Genomic DNA, 2891 nt, shown 5'->3' with positions numbered 1-2891 from the left:
CTGAGCTGTGACCAAGCAGGTTCAGCAACTCGATCGGGTGATCATCCGGTTCGCCGGTGACTCCGGTGACGGCATGCAACTCACCGGTGACCGGTTCACCGCGGGCACCGCCGAGTTCGGCAACGACCTGTCCACGCTGCCCAACTTCCCCGCCGAGATCCGCGCCCCGGCCGGCACCCTGCCCGGCGTGTCCAGCTTCCAGCTGCACTTCGCCGACCACGACATCCTCACCCCCGGCGACGCCCCCAACGTCCTGGTGGCGATGAACCCCGCCGCGCTCAAGGCCAACCTTTCGGATCTGCCGCGCGGCGCGGACATCATCGCCAACACCGACGAGTTCACCAAGCGCAACCTGGCCAAGGTCGGGTATGCCGCCAGCCCGCTGGAGGACGGGTCGCTGGCCGAGTGGCGGGTGCACGCCGTGCCTTTGACGTCGTTGACGGTCAAGGCGCTGGAAGACTTCGACATCAGCAAGAAGGACGCCGAACGCGCCAAGAACATGTTCGCGCTCGGCCTGCTGTCCTGGCTCTACCACCGCCCGACCGAGCAGACCATCAGCTTCCTGGAAACCAAGTTCGCGCGGAAGCCGGAGATCGCCAAGGCCAACATCGCCGCCTTCCAGGCCGGCTGGAACTTCGGCGAGACCACCGAGTCGTTCTCGGTCTCCTATGAGGTGAAGCCGGCCCGGCTGGCGCCGGGCGTGTACCGCAACATCTCGGGCAACCAGGCGCTGGCCTACGGCCTGATCGCCGCCGCCGTGCAGGCGAAACTGCCGCTGTTCCTGGGGTCGTATCCGATCACTCCGGCCTCGGACATCCTGCACGAGTTGTCGAAGCACAAGCAGTTCGGCATCCGCACCTTCCAGGCCGAGGACGAGATCGCCGGTGTCGGTGCGGCGCTCGGGGCGGCGTTCGGCGGCGCGCTCGGCGTGACCACGACGTCCGGGCCGGGCGTGGCGTTGAAGGCGGAGACGGTCGGGCTGGCCGTCACTACGGAGTTGCCGCTGATCGTGGTGGACGTGCAACGGGCCGGCCCCTCGACGGGGATGCCGACCAAGACTGAGCAGACCGATCTGCTGATGGCGTTGTTCGGCCGCAACGGCGAGTCGCCGGTGCCGGTCATCGCGCCGATGTCGCCTTCGGATTGTTTCGACGCGGCGGTGGAAGCCGCCCGTATCGCGGTGGCCTACCGGACGCCGGTGATGTTGTTGTCGGATGGGTATCTGGCCAACGGGTCGGAGCCGTGGCGGCTGCCGGAGGTTGCCGCGCTGCCGGACATCAGTGTGCCGTTCACCACCGAGCCGAACGGGCAGGACGGGGCGTTTCTGCCGTTCCAGCGGGATCCGGAGACTCTGGCGCGGCCGTGGGCGATCCCGGGCACGCCGGGGTTGGAGCACCGTATCGGTGGTATCGAGAAGGCCGACGGCACGGGCAACATCTCCTACGATCCGGACAATCATGACCGGATGGTGCGGTTGCGTGCGGCCAAGGTGGCGGGCATCGACGTGCCGGACGTGGCCGTGGACGACCCGGGTGGGGACGCGCGGGTGCTGGTGCTCGGGTGGGGTTCCACCTATGGGGCGATCGCCGCTGGGGTGCGGCGGGTGCGGGCGGCGGGCGGGAAGGTGGCCCAGGCGCATCTGCGGCATCTGAACCCGCTGCCGGCCAACATCGGTGAGGTGCTCAAGCACTACGACAAGGTGTTGCTGCCGGAGATCAACCTGGGTCAGCTGGCGTTGCTGCTGCGGGCCCGGTTCCTGGTCGACGTCATCAGCTACAACCGGGTGCGCGGGCTTCCGTTCAAGGCCGAGGAGCTGGCCGGAGTGATCCAGGACGTGATCGACAGTGACTGAACTGATCAACGGCAAGGGCCTGTCGCTGGTGCCCAAGACCGACACCAAGCAGACCCTGAAGGACTTCAAGTCCGACCAGGAGGTGCGCTGGTGCCCGGGCTGCGGCGACTACGCCATCCTGGCCGCGGTGCAGTCGTTCCTGCCCGAGCTGGGGCTCAAGCGCGAGAACATCGTGTTCGTCTCCGGGATCGGCTGCTCCTCGCGGTTCCCGTACTACCTCAACACCTACGGCGTGCACTCCATCCACGGCCGCGCCCCCGCGATCGCCACCGGGCTGGCGGCCTCGCGGCCGGACCTGAGCGTGTGGGTGATCACCGGTGACGGGGACGCCCTGTCGATCGGCGGCAACCATCTGATCCACGCGCTGCGCCGTAACGTCAACCTCAACATCCTGCTGTTCAACAACCGGATCTACGGGCTGACCAAGGGCCAGTACTCGCCCACCTCCGAGGTCGGCAAGGTCACCAAGTCCACGCCGATGGGATCGCTGGACAAGCCGTTCAACCCGATCTCGCTGGCGCTGGGGGCGGAGGCGTCGTTCGTGGCGCGCACCCTGGATTCGGACCGCAAGCACCTGCAGGCGGTGTTGCGGGAGGCGACCGCGCATCGGGGCGCGTCCCTGGTGGAGATCTACCAGAACTGCAACATCTTCAACGACAATGCCTTCGAGCCGTTGAAGGACCCGGAGCTGCGTGACGACATCACGTTGAAGCTGGAGCACGGCCGGCCGATCGCCTCGGCCTCCAAGGCGGTCATCCGGGGTGCGAACGGCAGCCTGGAGGTCGTCCCCCGCGACAGCGTGGAGGAGGACCGGGTCCTGGTGCACGACGCGCACAGCCCCGACCCGTCGGTGGCGTTCGCGCTGTCCCGGCTGGACGAGCCCGCGTTCGACCACGTCCCGATCGGGATCTTCCGCAGCGTGGACCGCCCGGCCTACGACACGCTGATGACCAGCCAGCTGGAAGAGGCCGTGGCGCAGAAGGGCCAGGGTGATCTGGCCGATCTGCTGATGGGCGGCGACACCTGGCGCATCGGCTGA

At 67.9% G+C, this 2891-nt stretch carries 2 protein-coding genes; both read left to right on the top strand.

The genetic code is table 11. From position 1 onward, the window contains the following. The first annotated feature begins 7 nt into the window (after positions 1–7). On the top strand, positions 8–1852 hold the full coding sequence (locus tag KME79_RS44210; RefSeq protein WP_219552647.1) for a 2-oxoacid:acceptor oxidoreductase subunit alpha: 1845 nt from the start codon (positions 8–10) through the stop codon (positions 1850–1852). After that, positions 1845–2891 carry a 2-oxoacid:ferredoxin oxidoreductase subunit beta gene (locus KME79_RS44205; RefSeq protein WP_219552645.1) on the top strand — a complete coding sequence of 349 codons (1047 nt, stop codon included), beginning with the start codon at positions 1845–1847 and terminating at the stop codon, positions 2889–2891. Before KME79_RS44210 ends, KME79_RS44205 begins: the two co-directional genes overlap by 8 nt.

Source organism: Nonomuraea harbinensis (genome assembly GCF_019396385.1).
Lineage (GTDB): Bacteria > Actinomycetota > Actinomycetes > Streptosporangiales > Streptosporangiaceae > Nonomuraea > Nonomuraea ferruginea.
This window is presented reverse-complemented; position numbering and strand designations above follow the sequence as displayed.